The 23,313-nt window shown below is 36.4% G+C and carries 15 protein-coding genes; all 15 read right to left on the bottom strand.

Annotation, left to right across the window (positions count from 1 at the left end; genetic code table 11):
* Positions 1 to 45 precede the first annotated feature (45 nt).
* The gene (gene spoIID, locus P0092_RS01680; protein WP_004619806.1) at positions 46 to 1,083 is read right to left on the bottom strand and encodes a stage II sporulation protein D; all 1,038 of its coding nucleotides are present in this window, start codon (positions 1,081 to 1,083) and stop codon (positions 46 to 48) included.
* A 181-nt stretch (positions 1,084 to 1,264) separates the two neighbouring features.
* Positions 1,265 to 2,527 carry a UDP-N-acetylglucosamine 1-carboxyvinyltransferase gene (gene murA, locus P0092_RS01675; RefSeq protein WP_004619804.1) on the bottom strand — a complete coding sequence of 421 codons (1,263 nt, stop codon included), beginning with the start codon at positions 2,525 to 2,527 and terminating at the stop codon, positions 1,265 to 1,267.
* A gap of 40 nt (positions 2,528 to 2,567) precedes the next feature.
* Positions 2,568 to 3,320: a YwmB family TATA-box binding protein gene (locus tag P0092_RS01670; RefSeq protein ID WP_004619802.1), complete on the bottom strand. Its 753-nt coding sequence runs from the start codon at positions 3,318 to 3,320 to the stop codon at positions 2,568 to 2,570.
* Between the two features lie 134 nt (positions 3,321 to 3,454).
* The gene (locus P0092_RS01665; protein ID WP_004619800.1) at positions 3,455 to 4,303 is read right to left on the bottom strand and encodes an S-layer homology domain-containing protein; all 849 of its coding nucleotides are present in this window, start codon (positions 4,301 to 4,303) and stop codon (positions 3,455 to 3,457) included.
* 19 nt (positions 4,304 to 4,322) lie between these two features.
* Positions 4,323 to 8,279 carry a fibronectin type III domain-containing protein gene (locus P0092_RS01660; protein WP_004619798.1) on the bottom strand — a complete coding sequence of 1,319 codons (3,957 nt, stop codon included), beginning with the start codon at positions 8,277 to 8,279 and terminating at the stop codon, positions 4,323 to 4,325.
* 54 nt (positions 8,280 to 8,333) lie between these two features.
* Positions 8,334 to 13,226, bottom strand: a complete 4,893-nt coding sequence (locus tag P0092_RS01655) for a hypothetical protein (RefSeq protein WP_004619795.1) — start codon at positions 13,224 to 13,226, stop codon at positions 8,334 to 8,336.
* A gap of 127 nt (positions 13,227 to 13,353) precedes the next feature.
* Positions 13,354 to 15,711, bottom strand: a complete 2,358-nt coding sequence (locus P0092_RS01650; RefSeq protein ID WP_276187046.1) for an AMP-binding protein — start codon at positions 15,709 to 15,711, stop codon at positions 13,354 to 13,356.
* Between the two features lie 99 nt (positions 15,712 to 15,810).
* Positions 15,811 to 17,361 (bottom strand): ABC-F family ATP-binding cassette domain-containing protein, encoded by a 1,551-nt coding sequence (locus P0092_RS01645; protein ID WP_004619791.1) that lies wholly within the window; start codon positions 17,359 to 17,361, stop codon positions 15,811 to 15,813.
* A 117-nt stretch (positions 17,362 to 17,478) separates the two neighbouring features.
* The gene (locus P0092_RS01640; protein WP_004619789.1) at positions 17,479 to 18,147 is read right to left on the bottom strand and encodes a flavodoxin family protein; all 669 of its coding nucleotides are present in this window, start codon (positions 18,145 to 18,147) and stop codon (positions 17,479 to 17,481) included.
* A gap of 18 nt (positions 18,148 to 18,165) precedes the next feature.
* Positions 18,166 to 18,702 (bottom strand): flavodoxin family protein, encoded by a 537-nt coding sequence (locus P0092_RS01635; RefSeq protein WP_004619786.1) that lies wholly within the window; start codon positions 18,700 to 18,702, stop codon positions 18,166 to 18,168.
* 19 nt (positions 18,703 to 18,721) lie between these two features.
* On the bottom strand, positions 18,722 to 19,363 hold the full coding sequence (locus P0092_RS01630) for a CatB-related O-acetyltransferase (RefSeq protein ID WP_004619785.1): 642 nt from the start codon (positions 19,361 to 19,363) through the stop codon (positions 18,722 to 18,724).
* Between the two features lie 40 nt (positions 19,364 to 19,403).
* Positions 19,404 to 20,654: a beta-ketoacyl-[acyl-carrier-protein] synthase family protein gene (locus P0092_RS01625; protein ID WP_004619783.1), complete on the bottom strand. Its 1,251-nt coding sequence runs from the start codon at positions 20,652 to 20,654 to the stop codon at positions 19,404 to 19,406.
* A 2-nt stretch (positions 20,655 to 20,656) separates the two neighbouring features.
* The gene (locus P0092_RS01620) at positions 20,657 to 21,940 is read right to left on the bottom strand and encodes a beta-ketoacyl-[acyl-carrier-protein] synthase family protein (RefSeq protein ID WP_004619781.1); all 1,284 of its coding nucleotides are present in this window, start codon (positions 21,938 to 21,940) and stop codon (positions 20,657 to 20,659) included.
* Between the two features lie 40 nt (positions 21,941 to 21,980).
* Positions 21,981 to 22,736 carry an SDR family NAD(P)-dependent oxidoreductase gene (locus tag P0092_RS01615; RefSeq protein ID WP_004619778.1) on the bottom strand — a complete coding sequence of 252 codons (756 nt, stop codon included), beginning with the start codon at positions 22,734 to 22,736 and terminating at the stop codon, positions 21,981 to 21,983.
* Between the two features lie 60 nt (positions 22,737 to 22,796).
* Positions 22,797 to 23,276, bottom strand: a complete 480-nt coding sequence (locus P0092_RS01610) for a 3-hydroxyacyl-ACP dehydratase FabZ family protein (RefSeq protein WP_004619777.1) — start codon at positions 23,274 to 23,276, stop codon at positions 22,797 to 22,799.
* Between the last annotated feature and the right edge of the window lie 37 nt (positions 23,277 to 23,313).

Genomic DNA, 23,313 nt, shown 5'->3' with positions numbered 1-23,313 from the left:
TATTGTTTCCTATATTGGCAACAATATACATGAAGGTAAATGGAATTAATTTTTCTTGGATAAATCCAGTTTTGTTATTTCAACGCCTTGATAATAGTGCTTTAAAATCTCCTTGTAATTGCTTCCTTTTTGAGCCATATAATTTGCACCGCACTGGCTCATGCCCACTCCGTGACCATAACCATAGGTTGTAATAGATATTTTACCTCCGGCAAGTTTTTTTAATTTCAAGTTTGTAGATTTAAGATTAAAATATTTACGAAAATCAATTCCTTTTATTTTTACATTGCCAATATTCATACTTAATACTCTGTTTCCTGAGGAATATCCGTTTATTTTCATATTTTCAAACAAACTTCCGCTATTTATCTTAATCTTGGGATTATTCTTTTTCAAGGTCTTTAGCATTTCATCTTCGGACAGCTCCACAGTGCTTTCATACTCTCTGAACGTGTCCTCACCCATGCTTTTTACTCCCTTTAAGTATGGCTCGCTTTTTCCTCCCCAGACATCTTCCACATTCTCAGTGTGTCCACCGCTGTTAGAATGGAATAATGGATTTATAAGGACTTTGTTATACTCTATAACCTGACCCTGAGTGTCATTAACTGCCTTGGTTATTTTATTCCAGTATTTAAATGAAGACATCAGTCCCCAGTTTTTCATTGCTTGCTCCTTACTTATCCATGCCTGACAATGTGTATGGTCTGTGCATACGTCTGCGTCATCATGTACACCATAGGATCTATAGAGCCTGGTAGCTCTTCCGAGTGCATACGTTCTGGCAGCAACAGCCTGTGCCTTTAAGGCCTCCATGTTAAACTCAACAGGCATTTCAGCTGCTATAACTCCCTTTATATAGTCCTCCAAATACATTTTCACGGTTTTTTTTTGAGTGTGTATATAAACATTTATGGTGATTGCAGTATCCGGTTTTACAGTACTTGTATCTTGCTTATTTGGCTTTACTTTGTCGGGAACCTGTACCGGACCTTCGTCTTTACCGTTCATCTGGATAATTGAATATGGTACAAGCACAACAATAATAGCCATCAATAATATGTAGCTAATAACTTTTTTCATTTTAACCACCCATGTCCCAATGTGCCTAATAAATGTGCAGACACTTTACAGTGCCATTGATTATATATATTCACAAAAGGATTTTTTATGAATTGGCACAATTATATATTAACATGCAAAAAACGGGCTTACCATATCATGCCCGTTTTTTAGTATATATTGAATATAATAATATTACCCTCTATTCCTCAACCCGCTCTATTTTCGCTCCAAGAGATTTCAGCTTTTCTGCAAATCCTGAATATCCCCTGTCAATGTGCTGAATCTCGCCTATTTCAGTTGCTCCCTCTGCCGCAAGTCCCGCCAGTACCAGAGCAGCTCCTGCTCTCAGGTCTGTTGCTTTAACACATGCACCCGTAAGACACGACTTGCCCTCTATTACTGCCGTTCTTCCGTCTATTTTTATATTGGCACCCATTCTCTTTAATTCACTTATATGCATAAATCTGTTCTCAAAAATAGTTTCTATTACCATGCTTGTACCCGGTATACATGAAAGCATTGAAGTCATTTGAGCCTGCATATCAGTGGGAAATCCCGGATATGGCAATGTTTTCACATCTATTGGTTTTAGCTCTCCCGTACTTTTTACTGTAATTGCCGTCAATTCCTCCGATATTTCAAGTCCGGTTTCTTTGAGCTTTGCAACTACAGGTTTCAGATGATCAGGTACCACATTTTCAATCCTTATTTCACCATTTGTAATTGCAGCAGCTATCATAAACGTACCTGCCTCAATGCGGTCTGGAATTACCGTATGTGTACAACCCTTCATGCTTGTGACACCCTCAATCCTTATGGTGTCAGTGCCTGCTCCTACTACATTTGCTCCCATTTCGTTCAAATAGCTCGCCAAATCCACTATTTCCGGTTCATTTGCAGCATTCTCTATTGTTGTCTGACCTTCCGCCATTACGGCTGCCATCATAATGTTTTCAGTTGCACCAACACTGGGAAAATCCAGATATATCTTGCTTCCCACCAGCTTTTTATTTTTTCTGGCTTCAATATAACCGTGTCCTTGAGTTATCTCAGCACCTAAGGCTGCGAAGCCTTTGAGATGTAAGTCAACCGGTCTTGAGCCTATGGGACATCCTCCCGGCAAAGCAACCCTTACATAGCCCGTTCTGGCAAGCATAGGGCCCATTACAAGAAATGACGCTCTAAGCTTATTTACCAGTTCATAGGGTGCAGTTGAGTTCGTAATCTCTCTGGTCTCAAAGGATATGGTTGTGGAATCGGATTGCTTTTGAATATCTGCTCCCAAGCACCTTAATAAATCACACATTATCCTGACATCATTTAAGTCGGGAACTTCTTCTATTACACTTTTTGAATCGCTTAGCAGGGACGCTGCTATTATTGGAAGAACTGCATTTTTTGCACCATCTACTTTTACTCTGCCTCTCAAAGGCACACCTTCACGGATTACATATTTAGCCAATTGAGCTCTTCCTTTCGTTTTTTAGTATTTTTTCTTTTGTTCAATACTCTGCATTGACTACAGGTGTTGCCACCCATAAATATGTCCTGTTTTCTAGTTTGTTGTACCTGAACGCTATTCCAAGGTTTACATTTTTACCGCCAACTCTTAACTTATCTCCTATTAAGGGAGAAAAAGCTGATACACTGATTTCATTTTGCTGCTTGAAGCTATCTATTTTCTTAGCTGAACTTTCGTTAAGTATTTTTTTGCAAATGTTCTCTAATTGGTTGTCCTTGAGATTTCCTTCATATGTTCCTGTAATACATGAGTTTATTTCAGCTTTAAGCTTATGCTTTTTAAATACATCTTCAATTTTCTTTCTCAGCAATAATGCTTTTCCTTCTCCGGCTTCAATTGCATCTATAGTTATATATTTGTCTCTATTACCTGACTTATTCCCAACAATACTTGCCATTCCAGATATTTTTACACCTTCCCTTGTGGTGCCCCGCATGTCTGTTTTTGCCAAATTATCAGAGCTGTTTGTATTTTTTGAATACACTGAAACTTCAAGTGTCTTGAATACATCCTCGCAAACTTTTGATAACTCACTTACAGTCTTATATTTGTCCGAAGCTCTGGCAAAAAAATACACATCATTGACTACCATTTTGGCACCGGAATAATTGAATGCATCTTTAATTGAAATTTGTCCTTCACCATTGCTGCTTTTTCCTGTTATGTAATATGCAAATCCAATAATAGTCCCGACTACTAAAATAGCCGCTAAAACAAAAGAAAACTTTCTCATATATACTCCACCTCATAATAATTGAATTTCCTAGCCGATTTTGACTGAATTTAATCAAAATCAGTTCGATAATAGAATTATTACCTTTTTGAAAAAGTCGTATACATGATAAGTTTTCTTATAATTTGTTTCTTTTAATACGTGGAAAGCGCTCTGCTGAGCATCATTGCGAAGTTGCCTCTGGAAATATTTCCATTTTCGGAGAAGTTTTTGTATATACTATCCTCAATAGTTAAAATTTTTAAATTAAATATATTTTGTACATAAGCTGAATACCATTGATTTTTCTTTAGTTTTCCAAATGTACCCTGAGCTTTTGTTTTAAAACTGAAGGATTTGCTTATTATTGTACAAACCTCTGCAACAGTTATTTTATTGTTTGGTCTGAAGGTCTTGTCCGAGTAACCTGCCATTATCCCCTTGTTCACAACGGCGTTTATGTACTTTCTGCCCCAATGTCCGTTTACATCCTTTAGCTTGGTATTTTGAGAATCATAGGGCTTTAAGTTTAAAGCTACTGACAGCATTGCAGCTGCCTCTGCACGTGAGAGTGTATTTCCCGGGCGAAAGGTTCCGTCCGAGAACCCTGAAGTTATACCCACATCGTGTAAATTCCGTATGTATTCATCAAACTCAGTATTAGCAATATCAGAAAAGGGTCTTCCGTCTATATTATCAGAATTTGTTGTTATCACTCTAAATGGTGCAAGAATTATTGACTCATCAATCTCTGTTGAAGCAGAAGTGGCTGCACCCTTCTTTAATGTGTAGGCAATATTAATTGTTTTACCTTTTGAAATACTGAATGCCAGTATGTTCACACCAAGCCCGGATTCCTGAGAAGAAAGAGTAATCTTATATTTGCCATCAATCTTCTGTGTAGTCACTTTTACACCATGTGCCTGAACCTCCTGTACTCCCGTGGTAAACAATACTACCGCAGCTAATAATATGGCAATGTATCTGGTAATGGGTTTTTTCATTTAGCTCTCCGTCCTTTGTTTATATATCTCCTGCAAGTACCAGCGCCTTTTCCAGCATGTACATCAGTTCGCCCCTCGTAACACTCTGGGTAGGGTTAAATAATGTAGATGACTGATATGGCAAAAATCCGTTTTCAGCGGCAAAAGCAACTTTATTATATATTGTCTTATCTATTTTGCCATAGTCTTTATATATGGAGATTATGTCCTTGTTTCCGTTAACTCTGGTATTTGTTTTCATTTCATATAATACTGCGGCCAAACATGCAGCATCCTGCCTTGTAAGAGTTGCGGAAGGTGATTTTCCGCTCTTTACTAATCCCGTCTTTATCGCCAAATCCATAAACTCGCTGCCATAGTTATACTCAAGACTGTCAAATGCCAGCTTTACCGCCTCTCCTACTGTTGCTGTCTTGTCAGGATTGAACATGCGGCTTGTTATGCTTTTAAGCTTATGAGCCATAGCAACATTCAGTATAGAGTCTTCATACGTATGTCCGTATATATCATCAAACAAATTATTCGTTCTGTCAGCAAGTGCATAAAGCCCGGGAACCGTTGATTCGAAGCTTATAAAGCCTTTACTGTTGTCTATGTCAAATCTGTTTGACGTAGCTTTTTGCTCCCAGCTGCTTGTTGTCCCGTTGTATTGATACCCCAGGGTCTGTCCCTCAACATAATCCTTTGAGTTTGTATAGGGATAACTGATTATAAGGGGTACTGCAAATTTTGATATTGTCATTATGCTTGCACCTGTGTCAAGCGTCACCCCAATCTGTGCCAGTGGTTGCCTCAGTATGAGTTCATTTGCGCGGGCATAAGGTTTCTGTGGTGTCAGTACAATATCAAAGGTATATATCTGTTCCTTCATAGTATCTGCAGTAGTCACATTTGAAAGTATTCCTGCTTTCAGATTATATGAAACAACTGCCGTCTTAAAGGCAATATTCTCTTTTAGCTGCTCCAACTTGTCAAACACCTTTTTTGATATCATAAGAGATATATTTGTTGCAGGTGCAGGTGGCTTGGATAAGTCAACAGTGTAGTCAAGTATATTGTCAGTCATTATTATCTGTACAAGTCTGTCAGCATTTACTCCGGTTATCTTAACTACCCATGTGCCGTTTACAATGTTTGGTGCTTTTTCTATGACATCACCTGAAATCGGATGGTCAACATCCTTATCAGAGTCGTAGTCGTCACTACTTCTTAAAGTTCTTACACTGATACTTTGTGTAGGCAGTGAGCGAAGTTTTTTAGCCGGGTCATATGCGTACAGCCTTGCAAAGTACCTGAAGTTTGAGGTAAGTCCTTCAACCTTGAATTCACTGGCACTTCCGCACTCGTATACTTTTGCATCGGAATAGTCAATTTTCCCGGCAATTTCAAGTATATAAGTAAGTCCCGGTTCCTGAATCCATTCAAAGGTTACACTGTTCTTAGTTACCGCATTTGCGGTATTTTTAACTCCGAAGCCTCTTGGTGTTGAGGGAGGCATCAGCTTTAATGTCCTTAATGGCAGCGAATCACTCCACTCGGACTTTTCTCCGGCAGACAAGTCGGAATTAAAGGCTTCCGCCTGAATCCAAAAATAGTACTGGGTATCCGGTGTCAGCCCTGTCACCCTCACATAGTCTGTGCCGGATTTTTTTATCTGTTCACCCGTTATTGTTAAAGAGCCTTGTGCCTTTGTTACGTCGTCTACGTTTCCATATTTCAGATAATAGGTATTCTGCTCTTTGTAATTCCATGCCAAATCAGCAAATGTATCAGAAATATTTGTACATCTCAGGTCAGGAACTACAGGCTTTTCTATAGTATCCCCCGGTGTAGGCAGTGTAGTGAAAATTATAGGGTTTGAAACATCAGAGAATAACGGAGGATTGCCGTCTCTGGATGCTCTTACCCACAGTATGTAGGTGGTATTAGGTTTTAAATCCTTTACAGGCACAACTACGTTGTGTTTTGCATAAACAGGAGTGCCCGAAGCCGGAACAGGTACATTTTCAGGTACATTCAGGTACATATCCTCCAAATCGTCATTTGGAGTTGTAGACACTTTTTCCAGTTTATATTTATTTATTGCAGATATATCTATACTCGGCGTATACTCGGTACAACCAACGTACAGAGTTACTCCCGTATCATACTCAACTTTTCTGTAGTTCTTATTATCCGGCGGTGTTGTTTGCGGATTATATGGCGGTGTATCTGCCATAGTTGTTTTGTCAGCCTGTATATAAGACCATCTTCCGGTAGCAGCATCAAATTGCTCAAACCACCTGTTCTTTAATTGAACTGTTATACCGGTATCGGTAATCATGTCTTTGACTCCGTCTTCCTGCTTTCTTATCTGAAGAGGCGGATTTGACGGTATCAACGGAGTATCTATTATTCCTCCCGGAAGTGTAACAATTACCTTTAGTGCCGGGGTTGAAATATGCTCAACGTTTTGGATAATTCCCTCTTTTTCCTCTGCAAAGGTTTTCTTTGCTACTATTCTGAAATAATAGGTATGGTTAGGCTGCAAATTTTCAATTTTGTATTTATATCCTACAATCCTTCCATTATTGGACTCGTCCTTTACTTGGTTTGCACTGCCGGGCTTAAAATTTGACTGTATTTTTGTTTCTACGGGAGGAGCATCTATTGCACCTGAATCTTCCAACAGCCATAAATCATACAGAACATCTGAATCTATTGTACCATCAGCCTTTTTTGGCAGCCGCCATAAGATAGTTGCAGTGTCCTTTCCAAGTTCACCTTTTTTAGTTACTACTCCGTTTGTGTCCTTAACATCTTCATACGCAATTATAACGGAATCTGTTGAATCCTTGAACTGAGGTACCAGTTCCGGTGTTGAAGGCGTTGCAGGAACATCACTCTCCTTCAATGTCACCTTATCTGAAACTATATCAATATTGCTGGGGTAATAGGGCAATCCATCCTTCTTTACGATTGCCCTTATCATGTAGCTGTTTTCCTTTCCTTCGGGCACTGTAATAAAGGTGGTTGTGCCTGTTTCCACCATAATAATCTTTGGCATATTGTCCGCTTCAAACCTGTTTATCTGGTACTGAACGGTTATGTTAGAGGATGAAAGACCTGTTATAACAGGACTCCAATCAAGTCTCCAGATTGTTCCGTCATCTGTTGTTGACACTCTGGATGTTTTTACTAATATATATGTACTTACCAATATTGTTTTAGTTTGTGATGTTTTAATTATTGACTGGTCTGATACAACAGGAACAATCTTGACATAATACACTCTTCCGGGGTCTTTAACCGTATGCTCATACTCCAGTGTTCCGTCAGTCTGATTTACGTATACCGGCCCGGTTGCACTTATCTGCTCCTGTGTAACAGTAATAGGAAGAGTATTGGCAAAATCCCTGTTTTCTGAAACATAAAGCTGATAATTTATTCTTTTGCCATCATTCCAGACATCATCCCAAATTATCTTTATTTTATTGGTTCCTGACGTTATACAATGCATGTTTATATCAGTCATAAATTTTACAAGGTTTGAGCTGTCAGACTCCCCTGATTTGTATACTTGTCCCGTTATAGGGTCAACATCTGTGGCATAGGCCTTTGAACTTGCAGTATATATTGTTCCCGAGGTAAGATCTCTCATTCTGATTGGTGTTGTTATTGCAGGAAGATCTTTTTCCTTTAAATATGCAGGTTTTGCAGCTCTGTAGCCTTTTGGGGATTCCTGCAAGTATATATTTACATACTTACCCGCCGGGTTTGGCACCTGCCATTGAAAATCTGCATAATAGCCAGATTTTCCTCCATCTGCCGAATCATAGCCTATGCTGGGCTCTGTGCCTTGACTGTTTTTGGGAATTGTCAGCTGTGTGGGTGCAGCCGGTACGGGCACATCAATGGGTGCTGCGTACACTGTACCATATGTCGTTATGAAAAATATCATTAATACTAAAGCTGCAAATATCCTTTTTGTCCTCATCTTTGTCCTCCACATGCCGTTATTTATTATCGGCGGGTATACATACAAGTTTATCTATGCTTCAAGCATCTTTTCAAATGCAACCGCAATGTCTTTTCTGTTTATTGACAGCGCCGGGTTGAACTTGGAACTTGAATCAAGGCTCATGACGTTCATATTGAGACACGCATATACAGGTGTTGCATATTTTGCTCCAATAGCTGAATCGTCTTTTATTATTTTATTATAAGATGCCCTCAATCTGTCGTAATCTGCTCCGGTTCTCTGACAGTAAAGCTTTATTATTATTGCCGCTGTTTCCTGTCTTGTTATATTTCTGTTCAGGTTGTTTACATTTATTATTTTATCAAGCCTATAGTTCTTTGCTTTTACCTTTACATCAGTGGTGCTGTCCACCTGTGAATCGGATACAAGCTCATACAGTGTTACAGCCTCTCTTACTGATACGCTCAATTCCGGATTATATGACTCTCCCGCACCTGAGAATACCAGTGTCAGGTCATATTTTCCTGCAAGCTTTGCTATATACTCTTTAGCAGGACTATCATCACCTATGGTAGAGGTTACATCCTTTCCGGCAAACACTGTATATTTACCGGGACTTGCTGCAAAGAAGGTAACATATCCTGAATCATACTTTAAGTTCTGTGTCAGCTTCTGCCAGTTACCTGCATTGCCGTAAAGTACATACGGGTTTGCAATGGTGTTTCCCTTATATGACATTTTTATGGACATTGGAGAATTATATCCTGTTATGTCATATTTCTCTGCAAAGAACCCTGTTGAATAGTTGGCACCATTAAGAGTATCGTTGATGAAATATGACAATTCACTCTTTATCTCCTCAATCAATTGGTTTAAATACTTGTCAACGCTGGCATCGCTGCCTTTTGTGTTAGGGTTGTTAGGATTTTTTATTACATCAAGCTTTTTCTTTATTATACCAGTGTCTTCATTGTAAAGCTTGTCTTTTATCAGGTTCTTAATGTTTTCACTGGTCTCTCTGCTTGCAACGGCCTGTGCTGTAATTAAATTTATTTTTGACGCTGTAGTAGTGTTTGCAGGTGCCTTTGGTTGTATTTCCGAAGTCTGTATATTATCGAGTTTAAGGTAAACATCCTTTGCCCCTGCTGCCGCCTTAGCCTTCTTGAACTCCTCCATGTTATTAATATCAAAGGTATCAGGCCTTATAGTGTATTCAATATCCTTTGTCTTAATGATTACACTCTTGTTATAGGTTTTCATGGCATTTAATATATTTTTAGCCATATATACTTCATCAGTATTGATATATGCAGGTGACTGGGATATATCTATTGTACATGAGTAATATCCGGGGCCTTCGAGAAGGTTTACCACCTTGTCATCCTTTACATATACCTTTTCCATGGAACTGCTGCTGCCCTTGTTTACATCCCAGTATAATCCCTGTTCCAGTTTTTCCAGCATATCAAGGAATTTTGCCGTTGTATTTGTTTTATTGTCGTCGTCGTCATAATCACCTTGATGGAACTCTGTTCTTGTATTTACAGGCCCGATATATTTGGAACGTGTAATTGCCTCTAAATTTGAAGGGTCTTTTTTGTAAGCTCTTACCTTTATATAGTATTTTGTATTTGGCTTCAAAGGCTTGTGTTCCTTTGCTCCGCTTGGTAAGGTTATCTCCGCATATTTTATTCTGGCAGTATAGGTGTAGTATTCAGTGCCAAGGTTATTGAAGGTTTTTTCAATATAATACGGGTATGTATGCCTTGTTATATCTACATACTGCTCCAAATCAGAGTTGCTAAGAACTTTGTAATCCGTATCATCCTCAGTTTTAATTGCAAGTTCATACCCTGAATAATCATCTACTGCAATTCCTTGCCATTTTACTTCTATCTGATAATAGTCATTTCTCGTTGACAGGGTTGTATTGCTTAATACTGCATTATCAATCGTTCTGATTACCTGTATATTATACTGCGTATTGGCCTTGAGTTTGTAAAGTCGTCCATAGTACACGCTACCGTCTTTTACTATGTTGTACTGTGCCTTTGTAAGCTGAGTATAGTTCTTATCTGCAGCAGCTTTTATCTTTAGGGTATAGCTGTCTGCTGTTGTTTGAGGGTTTGTGTCAAACCAATAAAAGCTCAGTTCACAGTCGTTTATGGTCTGCAGCATAGATGGGCTTTCGATTAATGCCGTAGTTACGGGTATGGATATCCATACACTTGACTTTGCTTTATTTGCCTCCATTACCTCAGACCTTAAACTAAAATAGTAAACCCTGTTTGGATATAACCATGTATTTATGGTATATCTGCATTTCTTGGTCTTACTGTCATATACCAGATTAGACGGAAGTGGTGAAGCTTTTGGGTCAAGAGTAAGCTTTTTGGAATTTCCGTCTATATTTCTGTCCTTATCACCAAATGCAGCTATATAACTGATATACGTAGCATCTTCCAATATAGATGAATCTGTATCGGGGGTATCCAGTGCAACCTTTTTTGCAGTGGATATAAGGTTGTAAGCTGCTTCATTTTCCTTTACAGTCCACTCAAAGGTCACTGAATGTCCCGAAACCATCGGATTCCCGTCTTTATCCAAGGCTATTGCAAAATCAGAGGGAGCCACAGGTTTCTTTGCATCGTCATTCGGCTTTGTAGGTTCACCTCTTGGAGTTGTTACGGAAAGCAGATTGGTCTGTACGGATTCTCTTTCCTTTGGATTCTCATTTTCAAGATTCAACCTTACCTTTATCATAAAGTAATATATTGTATTTGGTGACAATGAATATCCAAAGGAGTTGATATTACCTGTATCACTGAATTTATTTATAATCGTATTTATCCATGTTGTATTGCCGGATATAACAGGTTTAAATTCAACATCACTTCCTGCTTGATTACTTGACCCTATAAGCTTGAATGTGCTCAGGTCAGGCTGCTTGCTCATGTAAAGGTCATATATTACAACGTCCTTTGTAGTGCTGTGGTTGCTTGTATATTTACTCCAGTCAATTTTAAGATCTTCAAATCTTAATGTTATAGCAGCATTTGCAGGTGTTGTTGATGTTGCAGGGGTAACCTTTGTATTAACCAGTTGAAAATTGTTCGGAGTAGGTACATCCCTGCTAGTCAGTGAAAGTGTTGTAAAACTTGTAGTCAACGACTTTTCTGACATCTTAGAACTATCGGTTGTATTACCCTTGTCCACCGGAAGTGTTGTATAAACCTGCAAATAATAGGTTTTGTTAGGCAGCAGAAAATCAGGATATGCATCCGGGTTAGCTATGGGTGAAACCGTACCGTCCCCCTCAAAGCCCTTAAAGAGATCCAAACCCTTTATTGTATATTCAAGTTTTGTATTGTCATTTGCATTTTCTTTTATCAACCCTGACTTTGTACTTACATACTGTACCAATCTGTATTTAACCGCATAGCTGCTTGTTCCATAGTCTTTGCCGTTTGCTGTAAGCGGGTATTTCACGGCAGGGTCAAGATCCTTCTGTCCTGTACTTAACATAAAATGGTAATACACATCTTCATTTTTCGTGTCGTCCCAGTTAGCAGGCTTATCCCAAATTATTTTAATATCTGAGGTTCTTTCCGTATCACTTGGTATTGTGTCTGATAAATTTACTCCTATTACCGATACATTCTTTGGTACAGGTGTCTTGGAGGTATCATCCAACATCCTGTATGGCATAGCCAAGGACATAATTCTGTCATCTACCGATGCAGACCTTACCACAATCCTGTAATATACTGTATTTCTGGGGTTGATTCCCTGAAGATTTGTTATGGTATATTCTCCTGAAATATTTGTGATTTCCTTTATATTCTTCCAGTCACTGTCATCATCCGAATCTACATTACTTGTCTGAACAAAGTAACTGAGTTCAGGCATTGAAACATCTCCAAGGTTAACTGTGTTTATTCTGATTAATATATTGTCCATGGAATCCTTGGTTAATTGGAACCTTACAGGTGTATAGGTATAATTTACAATTCCCGTCAATGGACTTGTAGTAGCACCTGACAATGCCTTTGAAACATATTGTCCATTCAGGTCGCATACAAGTGTATCCATTGTGACAACATAAATACAGCCAGGGCGTATCTCCTGATGGGGAAGTACGTAATTTATATCGGAAGCAGGGATTCCCTTAGGAATTGTTGCGGTTCCGTCCTTTATCTGCTGTATTGTAGGAATCTGTGTTTCACCGTCTTTTACACCAAACAGATACAAGGAGTATTCACCCTGTGCATTATCCCATTTTACATCGGAAACCCTTGTTGTGTCCCCTGAAACCATAGCAGTGTATCCGCTGCCGTCATTTTTCATATTTACTACTACATCTGCGAGGTTTGGTTTTGTCTTACTTGTTTCCATATGGAATTTATAATTTATTCTGTCTATAGCAGGAGCTATATTGCTAAGTATTGTGCCTTTGGCCGGGACAAATGAGCTTGTCCCATCATATATAAGAGGAAGCTTCCAGGATAGTTTTATGGCAGGATATACTCCTGTTTCCCTTCCCCCTCCGGGGTGATCCACATATTGCTGCCTCATCTGCTCCGCATATACAGATACGCCTGCCAGATAAAACTTTTCTGCTGAATAGGCAGTTGACGGATTTGTTAAGGAAACCTTTATGTCATATATATAATCCTTTTTAATATCTGTAAGCAGTACCGTACCCGTTCCTGCACTTACATTTATGCTTACTGTCTTGTGTCCCGAGGCAGCGGGTGCCTCATATGTTATTGTTCCCGTCACATTTAGCTGTCCGTTCCAGCTTGCTTTGACCGTTCCGGCATTTTCATTGAAAGTGCTCTGATCTATGGAAAAGTTAAGAACATCCGGTGCTGCATAAACCGGTTGTATTAGCCCTACAAAATTCGATAATATCAGGCTTAATACAAGTATAGCTGAAACAAACCTTAATTTAGTCTTCATTGTAAAATTACCCCCGCAAGTTAAATACTAGTTTTACAACCTATTTATCGGCATTTTGGCACTATTTACTTATGTATCGGGCAAAGTTGTAATGAAAACGTAAAAAAAGAAGCACGCGCTGTGCTCCCTATATTTTATATACAATAGTATTTATCTTCCCTAATCCATTTCGTTTCCGAACGCCTGTACCAATTAAAATCAACTTTGAGTTACTGGCTTTAGCTATATCCCGTATTTCTGTTTCAGAGTAATCCGGATTAACCAGCAAATAAGCACCTCTGACTTTTAAAACTCCAAGTACGGCAATTACTAGGCTAATTGACTGTTCGTCAATGATACATACTACATCGTCTTCTCCGACACCATTCTCCTTTAAAATATCGGCAATTTTATGTGCTTCTATGTTAATCTCTTCATATGTAATAGCTTGATAGACAACAGTATCATCAACTTGCTGACATTTGTTTTTTATAAGAGCATACATTTCTCTATAGTGTTTATTCACTTCATCATTAACTACCTCTTCGTTAAAATTGATGTATGGAAACTTAAAAGAATAGACATCAGGATAAATCTCTTCACTCATATTTAATTTACTGTATTTCAAAAAATCATCAAATTCTACCGCCTGAGAATACATACCATATTCTTTGCAGCTATTAACAATTGGTGCGCCCGGTTGAGCATGCAACCTCCCCCATTCAGCACCTTTAAATACCGGGTAACTCATTAATCTTTTAAGAAAAGCTTCACTCTGTTTCATATCATCATTGGTATAATACGGCAATCCGGATATTAAACTAACACTTATCTCCATATTTTTATAGTTATTACAGTTTCCCACAAACTCAATTAACTCTTTATCTGTAGGCATTGGTTTAACAAGATTCAAAGAATGCAAATAACCCCTATGCCTTTCCGAAAAACTACATAAATCAACATTAATATAAATATATTTAAATGTTTCAGCTAAAATACTAATAAATTCTTCAGGGGGTATCTTATAAAAGTAGAAATGACAAAAATGGTTAGATAAATCAATTCCCTTCCACAATTCTCTATGATAGTTTAATGTATCCATTTCAATTGAATCTATAAATAAAAATGTTGATGCATACTTCTTAACTTCAATTAAGTCCTTTCTAACTTCACTTATATTCCTTAGAAAAGGTTTTTGTCTATTGAACTGATTTTTTTGTGCCTCAAGACATCCTCCACAGTAGCAGCAATTCATTAAACATCCTTTACCAGTATATATATAATAATAAGGTACGCTATACAATAAATCCTTAGATATTAGAATATCTTCCAAGTGAGACAAATATATATCATTAGAATTTTTATCGTTCTGAACATAGGTAATAGAATTCTTTATTATCTTGCCGTTTTTTTTGTATATACAGTTAGGTATACTGTCTTCTCCTTTACAGATTTTCAACAATGGAACTTCCCCATCCCCGCAAACAACATAATCAACGTAATCATTTTCAATAAATTCTTTGTTATAGATGGTTGATGTATTCCCTCCAACAACTACTTCAATATTACAAGAAATCTCTTTTATTATTTTGCAAATTTCCAGCCCTCTAGATATATGTGGAAACCATTTTATACTGACCCCAACTATCTCAGGTTTTATTTCACTTATTAATTTTTTAAGATCCGCTTTTAAAGATTTATAGTCAACGTCTAAATTGTTATATTTACAATATACACTAATACCATTTCGCTTCAAATACGACGCAATATAAAGAATTCCAATTGTTGCGGACCCCGGAGTTGAGCCTAATAACAATATTGATTTATCTTGTTGTTTTGGTTTATCCCTGTTTGTAAATATTTCCCTCTTCGGAGCAGTATTTTTTTCTTCTCTAAATAGTTCAACTTGATTTAGTTTCAATTCCGTATCTCCATAATTAACAGAATTTAAATCAATTAATTTTGATATATACATTAATCTTATAAGCAACAAAAAGTCATTTGTATTTTTCAAGGTCAATTCCTCTTTTTCAGAAGTTACCTTCCAAGAATGCTTTGCCATATCACCATTTAAAATAAAAAAAAGCAAATTACTGTTCTTATATTTTTCATATATACCTAAAATACTGTTTCTACCATTAAAGCACCGCAATAAATCAAGTGTATTTTTATTTATAATCACGTAATTAAAGCAATGGGTCTTTAAAAGTTTAAGCTCATCTATATCATTTCTTCCATCAGCTAATAATGAGTATTTAAGAAGTTCATCATCAAGCTTACATACGTACGGGTTTACCTTAAAACAGCAATTCTTTAATTCATCATATGTATTTGAAGCTATTTTCTTTAACTTTAAGCTTTCTATTTGTTCACTAAAATCATAGCACATCTTGGCAGCAATTCTTTCCGGAGTCTTAGATGCCCGTTCTTCAAGTATCTGGGTAACTAGATTATTACTTGCAGGCTTTTTACTATTGTTATTTAAATCTAAAAGCTCAAATTCCATAAATGACAAGTTTAGTGGTGACATTTTCATTTTATATTTTCCCTTCCCGTTTATTGCCTTATAATGCCTTTGTTAAAAATGTACTAAGTCTTTCGGTTATTATACTTTAAAATTCTCACAATTCCAGACCTTCGTTACAATATCCTTATAAAATTCCTGCTCATGGCTAACTAAAACTATACTGCCTTCATATTCAATTAAAGCTCTCTTAAGTTCGTCCTTAGCCATTGTGTCCAAATGATTGGTCGGTTCATCCAAAAACAATACATTACTTTTTTTATTTATAATCTTGCACAGCCTTACTTTAGCCTGTTCACCCCCGCTTATTGACTGAAGCTTCATTTCAGTATGCTTAGCACTTAAACCACATTGAGAAATTATTTTTCTGACTTCCTGTATACTAAAATCAGAAAATTCCTTCCATACATTGTTCAAGACAATTTCTTCAATTTCAGACTCTGATTCTATTTCCTGTCTGTAATAGCCGATATCCAGGAATTCACCTAATTGTATTTTTCCCGCAATTGGAGTTATAATAGCCATCAGACTTTTCAGAAGGGTAGTTTTACCTATACCATTTGCTCCAACTAATGCAATTTTATCATTCCTTCTCATTATCAGATTCATTGGTTTTGTAAGAGGTCTATCGTACCCGATAATCAAATTCTTAGTCTCAAATATCAGATCTGTGGGATTAGATGAAAACTTAAAGTGGAAATGTGGATTAGGTATACTTTCATCTAACTTTATTCTTACAATCTTCTCCAACTTTCTTCCTCTTGATTTAGCCTGTGCTGCTGTGGCAGTACGAACTTGATTTTTTCTGATATATGCCTCAAGCTTTTGTATTTCCTCCTGTTGTTTATAATATTGAGTCATCATATTCTTTTTTTTCTGGTCATATAGCATTAAGAACTTATCATAATTTCCGGGAAACTTGGTCAGCTTTTTATTTTCCAGATGATAAATACAATTAACCACCGAATTTAAAAACTCAGTATCATGGGAAATAAGTATAAAAGCATTTTCATAATTTGTAAGAAATCCCTTTAACCAAACTATATTTTTTTCATCCAAATGGTTTGTTGGTTCATCGAGCAGTAAGATATCAGGCTTTTCCAGTAGGAGTTTTGCAAGTAGTATTTTTGTCCTCTGCCCTCCGCTTAATTCACGTGGATTTTTATCTAATAAATCTCTTACTCCCATTCCTGCAGATATTGCCTCAATCTTTGAATTTATACCGTAAAAGTCACTCATATCCAGTTCACTCTGGATATAAGAGGTTTTTTTTAAAACCTGTTCTAATTCCTTTCCCTTTAGATAAGTCATTTTTTCATAAAGTACCTTTAGCTCTTCATCCAATACAAATAATTTTTTAAAAGAACTTTGCAGTACTTCTTTCACAGTTAAGAATGTATTAAGCTCGACATTTTGGTCCATATATCCGACATTTGCCTTACGACTCCATGAAATAGTTCCCGAATCAGGTAGTATTTCATTGGTAATCAACCTCATAAACGTCGTTTTTCCTTTTCCGTTTGCCCCAATCAATCCTATATGCTCTCCCTTAGACAACTGAAATGAAACATTGTCAAATATAATATTATCTCCAAACCCTTGTGTCATTTCAGTTACTGATAGAATACTCATAATCATTCCTTTCCCCACTATGAACGTGTCAATTTACTGTAGGAAAATAACTCTTAGGCTGCACCGTTGATGCTACCATTTATACCAAAGCTCTCGAACTTTTATTCCCAAGTTATTTTACCAGTATGGTTTTTTATACAAATCTTCTTCAGATAGTCCATTTTTCATTGCGGCTTTTATCCAGTTGGTTTTACCCATCCTTCCGTATAATAATATTGAGGAACTGGGTGCAGCATATTTATTTTCAACAGCTACAGTAGCCTCTGTCTCAATGTCCCTATTAATTTCGTACAGTGAATCATACACCTTTGTGCATAAGCTGTCCATAAACTTTATTTTTTCAGATGCTCCAACCAAACCTCCTGCCCCTATTGAAATAGAAAATCTCCACTTAAGACCTGACCTCAAACAGAAATTCTTTATTACTCTAATAGCTTCATTAGTTATCATCGGTTCTGGAAAAGCACAATTTAAAACCGCATACACCCGTATATCCTTATAAAAATTGCTCTGCCCCTTAATATGAATATAATAATCTTCAAGAAATCTCATTAATAAGCCCGGTACACAATAAATATAAAGCGGAAAAGAAAAAATTAAAACATCTGCTGTATCCATTGTATTAAAATCCCCTTCCCATTTACCGGAATAAATACTTGAAGCAGCATGAATAAAATATTTATTATAATTTGTATCATTCATAGCGTTTTGAAGCTTTTTTATAAAGAAATAGGAATTTGCCTTTTCACCTTTTGGACTTCCATTAATAAAACAAATATTTCTCAAATAAACTTCCTCCAGTATCTATAAAATGTGACTTATAATTTCTTGATTATCCTTTTCTAAAGCTGTTAATAAAACTTTGTCAAAGTTTTTGTTATATTTTCCGCTTGTTAAAGTGAAAAATGTATCCCTCTCTTCCTCAGTTATGTCATCACCATAGCCTATCAATATTTGTCTAGGATATTTTTCATATCTGCTAGGATGAACAGTGGCACCATTCTTTTCTTCAAAAAAAGGCAGAACATTTGGAATAAACCTGTCCATCACATTTTTTATTGCAGAACTGTATTGCCCAAAAACGACAGGCGTAAGGTAAACAACCAAGTCAGATTTTACATATGATTTATTTATGTTGTTTAACGAATCCTCAATTACACATTCCCCTGGAGTTACTATCCAGCATCCATTACACCCCATACAGTTTCTTATGTTATTTCTATTTACTTCAAAGAGTTTGACTTCAATATTTTTTTGTAAAAATAGGTCTAATAATAAATTGTGTATTATTTCACTATTCTGAGTTTTAATATCACCATCATAAACAAGGGTAGCTATCATTGCACCAGCTCCTAACTTCCTAACTTTTAAGCTTCTCTATATCCATCTTTCTGATTGCAGTTAAATTGGACTGTATTTTTTCTATACTCCAATCCCACCATTTAATTTCCAGCAGGTCTTTTACAATCGTATCATCAAATCTTTGCCTGATTTTTTTTGCAGGAACACCTCCCACTATTGTATACGGTGGTACATCTTTTGTTACAACAGCTCTTGTACCTATAATAGCCCCATCTCCTATATGTACTCCGGCCATAATAATTGCATCAAAACCTATCCATACATCATTTCCAACAACGATATCTCCCTTATTGTCCCAAGCTTCTGTTACCTTAATCGTTTTGTCCCATTCTTCATAAAAAATAGGAAAAGGAAACGTTGTACATGAACTCAAAGTATGATTTGCACTGTTAAATATAAACTTTGCACCACATGCTATGGAACAAAACTTACCTATTATAAGTTTGTCTCCATTAATGGGGTAGTGATATAGAATATTATTTTTCTCAAACTCCTCCGGAGAGTTGTAAAAATCATTGTAAAATGTAAAGTCGCCTATATTAACATTGGACTTTTTCACTACATTTTTAAGGTAACATGTACTTTTATCATTTTGTCTTGGATATATAATATCCGGATTTGGAATGTGCTTTTCTAACATTAATTTGGTCTCCTTATAATCATTTTTTAAGTCTTTCGTATCATATATACTTTGATACAACTAACGAAGCATTTATTCCCCCAAGCCCAAAAGAATTGGTCAAAACATTCAATAATTTTTTATTTATTAATGCATTTGGAGTATATGATAAATCACATTCGGGATCTTCAAGTTTATAGTTTATAGTTGGCGGAATAAATTCATTCTTAATTCCCATTATACATACGAGTAACTCCATAGCCCCACCCGCAGTTAACAAATGTCCATGCATGGATTTTGTTGAGCTTATATTCAATTGATTTGCATACTCTTTGAAAACCTTTTTAATGGCAATTGTTTCATATTTATCATTCTTCTTTGTAGCTGTTCCATGGGCATTTAAATAGTCAATATCTTGAATATTCAATTTTGCATCTTCCAAAGCTCTTATCATGGAAAGACTCATTCCAAGTGCCTCCTCATGCGGGTCTGTCAATGAAAACCCGTCCATGGCTGCACCGTATCCCTTTAATTCTGCAAAAATTTCTGCATTTCTTTTAATTGCGTCTTTTTCCCTCTCTAAAGTAAATAAAATTGCTCCCTCTCCAATAGTAAACCCTGACCTCCGTTTGTCAAAAGGTGTACAATTTTCAGTAACATCATCCTTCGTCAATTCCAATGCATTCAACCTGCATAATCTTGCTATTGCGATAGGGTCTAAATTCATGGATATTCCACCACATACTGCAAGATCTATCTTTCCTCTTTTTAAAAGGCGGTATGAATCCCCTATAGCTTGGGTAGATGCAGAGCATGTACCAAAATTGCAAAGGCATGGCCCGTTGATATTAAAATCCTTGGCTGCATAGTACAAAAGCAGAGAGGGATTTATATTAATCATTTTATTTACATATGCTTTATCCTGAGTATCTTCTTCGGATTCCGACAGTTTCTTTTTCATATATTTGTCGCCTAAAAACTGAACATCATTAATAGTTGCAATATTAGGATTTGTACCTATTATGCAACCCATTCTGTTAGCTTCGTAACTGTCTTTAAACTCTTCATTCAACTTTTTTAAACAATAGTAAAACAGTTTAAATTGTATATTTTCATTGTATGGATATTCAATAGTCTCTAAATCCTTAATATCAACAACTCCCCCATGCCTTACAGGAAAGCCATTTAATTCATAGCGGGTAACATATCCCATTCCAGATTTCCCGTTTATCAGGTTTTTTGTGATTTCTTCTAAGCTATTTCCAAGAGGAGTAACTGCACTTATTCCTGTTATAACTATTTTATCTGTCAATTCTACACACACCCTTTTTCTAAAATTATAGAACTATAATGGGCTCCTGACCCTGCACTGTTAATTAAACATCTCTGGATGTTATCTACTTTGGCATTAAAATACTTATTGCAGTCAATATGTAAATCGTTATCCAACTGTTCAAAGTTCAAAGTTTTAGCAAATTTATTTTCATTTATTGATTGTACTGCAAATATACAATCTATTAATCCTGCTGCACAACTCAGAAACCCAATATTTGCTTTTGATGATGTCACCTGCACTGAGTCTCTTCCCCACATTTCATCAATTGCTTCTATTTCGGCATTATCCCATTGAGGATATGATGGAGCACTGCAATAAATAATATCAATGTCTGTATTTCTGATTGAGCAATCACTTAATGTTGCTTCAATATTTTTAATAAATCCATGTTTTGTTAGTTCATAAAAGTCATCTCCTGGGAAAATGTTCGTTGAACCTCCCTTTATATTGGCAAGTATAGTTCGTCCATTCTTTCGGGCGTTCTCTTCACTTTCAATTAAAATCACCCCGGAACCTTCTCCAAATATAATGCCATCATGCCTTCTGTCAAAAGGATATATCAATTTATTAGGACTATTGCCCATTGATGTTTTCTTAGCTATATTCGAATCGCTTAGCCAAAGAAATTCATGCGCTGAAAAAGGACTAAAAGTGGAAGCAACTATAGCTTTTTCATAATACCCCATTTCAATATTTACAGCTGCTCTCAAAAGAGCTTCAATGGAAGAGCTTTCCCCTGCATAAGAAACATTTGCACTTCCATGCAGGTTATACTTTTTTGCTGTAAAATGAGTAGGCAACGTTGGCAAAAGCTTAACTCCGTTTAAAGGTGGAAACCGTTGCAAATTACTTCCAATTTTTGAAAAATCCAAGCTGTGGGCATTTTCGCCGGATATAGCTATTAGGGTATCAAATAATTCTTCATCAAGATTTATACACTGATTTCCAAAGAAAACTGGACAGTTAATGGTATCTTCCTTTAAATCACTCAGCCAACCATAGTCTGTTACAGCTTTAAATATTGTAAATAATTCATATTGATTATACCTTAACATTGTATTTGTTCCAGTTAATCCTGACTTCTTAGCATTGAATTTTTTTATCTCACCGCCAAATTGGCATTGATATTTTTCTACATTATCAATTCTGTCAATTTTACTTATGCCTGAAACGCCATCCGTTAAAGCCCTCCATGTAGTCTCGACATCTTTTCCCAAGGACGTAATGCACTCCACGCCGGATATTACCACTTTTCTTTTCACAAAAACTCCCCCTATCTTGCTCGATAAGATCTCTCAAAAACTAATCCAGATGCCTTCCACCTGTAACCAAAAGCTGCGTGCCTGTTATATACGATGCATTTTCACTTGCCAGAAAGAGAGCAGTATTACTAACATCTTCTGCCCTTCCGAATCTTCCAAGCGGAGTTCGTTTCAGAATTTCCTGTTTTACCTGATTTGAGATTGTTTTTACAACTTCCGTTTCAACAAGACCGGGAGCAATAGTATTTACTCTTATATTATATTTCCCATACTCTAGTGCAAGAGCTTTTGTTAATGACTCAATTGCACCTTTTGAAGCACTATATGCTGCCTGCCCTTTTGCCGGAAAATGTGCAGAAACTGATGATATATTAATAATGCATCCGCCTTTCTCCAGTAGCATATATTTCAACACATTGGTACAATAATTATAAATACTGCTTACGTTAGACTCTATTGCATTTTTCCATACATCCTCTGAAGTGTTAAGAAACAAACCTCTTGGTATATATCCTGCACTATTGATTAAGACATCAATCTTCTTGTTTTCAGTAATAACTGTTTCAATAAAATTGTGAACGTCTTCCTTTGACCTCCCGTCTACTGCGTTTGCCTTAATTGTCGCAGCATATCTTCTGCTAAATTCATCTACCACGTTCTGAGCCTTTTCCCCATTAGTCAGGTATGTAAAATACACCTTTGCATTGGCTTGCGCAAATGCTCTCACCAAATCCTTACCTATTCCCCTACTGCCTCCTGTTATAATAACAACCTTATCAGAGAAACTAATTTCCATAATATGCGTAGCAGGGAAATATAAATAAGCGACATTCCCCCACTAAACTCACCTCTTTTCTTAAATTACATTCTTGTCATTTTGGTAATTTGATATGAGAAAGTCAAGGTATTCTCTGCACTTTTTTTCGTTATGTAATTTTTCAAAAGACATAATATTAAATGCAATCACACCTTGAAAACACTTTTTTTCATTGTAATATCCTGTTGTTTTTAAACTTATAATATTATTAATGCTGTATTCAATTTTCTCCTGATTGTTTATACTCAATGATATGTCGAGAATATTACCTGGCGTAATTACATTATAAAATTTAAATTTTTCAAAAGAAACCGGCAGTAACGTGTATCTGAAATCTGATTCCTTCCAAATAAATATCCTTCCCAACTGGATAGAAGCCTCTACCATTAAGGCAGCCGGCAGCATTGGGTAATTTGGAAAGTGGTCTTTAAATATATCCTCATTCAGACATAAAAACTTACTTCCTTCAATAGATGCCTTATCTATGTTCTTAATTTTATCTATAAAAATATATCTCACCTATTTTACACCTCGCTTAATTCTATAAGCAGCACTT

Source organism: Ruminiclostridium papyrosolvens DSM 2782, from assembly GCF_029318685.1.
Classification (GTDB): Bacteria; Bacillota; Clostridia; order Acetivibrionales; family DSM-1351; genus Ruminiclostridium; species Ruminiclostridium papyrosolvens.
Note: the sequence above shows the minus strand (reverse complement) of the source record. Positions and strands in the feature narration are given on the sequence as shown.